Consider the following 801-nt stretch of genomic DNA (forward strand, 5'->3'; position numbering starts at 1 on the left):
GGCAGTGAGCCATAAATATACTTACTTATCAAATACTTAAAAGTTTATGGCTCAACCTCTTTTTAAGCCTGTAGAAACTCCCTTTTCTGTCGCCAATTTGTTCGACGAGGCCTCTTTTTCCATCTGATCCAATAGGCGTCTCTTTTGAATCGGTAGAAATATTTGGTCGTATTCTTTTACATCGAGTTTTACCTTTAAGGTAATATCATCATCACCGTAAAAGCTCTTGAAATATACACGCGCTTCAAAAAGTCTGGAATCATCCTCAGCGAGTTCTCTCCTCCCAATTCGACTATCATCGGGGAAAAATTCTACCCCGCTTTGTTCTTGCGCAAATAAGCAAGCCTGCTTAATGGAGCCGCGCAATTTTTCTTCATCTACTTCTGTTTGCACCGAAAAATCCAGATCATTTGAGAAGCGCGTATGCTCAAAGTATGCTTTCCGAAAACAATTGCCCCCCTTCAAGATTAGCTGGCGGCTCAAGTCATTGCTTGAATGAAAGATGCCTGCCAGCAACCAGCCAAATACATAATCGCGTTGTACATTGGATGTATGCACTCCAAGTTCCTCAGCCTTTATGTCGATTTCTTCCTTCTTAATCATAAACAAATTTCAAATAAAATGGCCTAACAACCACTTCTGTGATTACCTCCAGCGATGAAGCCTGTGGCACCCTTTTCAATATTCATACGTTTGGCATTTCTATAAATCCTCCAACGAGCCAACCTGTTTTTTCCGGTGTATTGCAGCCGCTTCCATCCGTGTAAGAGCATCGTTATTTACAAATAATGCACCCCTTGA

1 protein-coding gene is annotated in these 801 nt (G+C 41.3%); it reads right to left on the reverse strand.

All coding sequences use genetic code 11. From position 1 onward, the window contains the following. Positions 1 to 51: 51 nt before the first annotated feature. Positions 52 to 603 (reverse strand): nucleotidyl transferase AbiEii/AbiGii toxin family protein, encoded by a 552-nt coding sequence (locus HYU99_06715; GenBank protein MBI2340036.1) that lies wholly within the window; start codon positions 601 to 603, stop codon positions 52 to 54. Positions 604 to 801: the final 198 nt, after the last annotated feature.

It is taken from the genome of Deltaproteobacteria bacterium (assembly GCA_016183175.1).
GTDB lineage: Bacteria > UBA10199 > UBA10199 > UBA10199 > SBBF01 > JACPFC01.

What these genes read in the sequence shown, in the direction of transcription:
- HYU99_06715 (MBI2340036.1), bottom strand. Translation starts at nt 603, where the DNA reads ATGATTAAGAAGGAAGAAATCGACATAAAGGCTGAGGAACTTGGAGTG.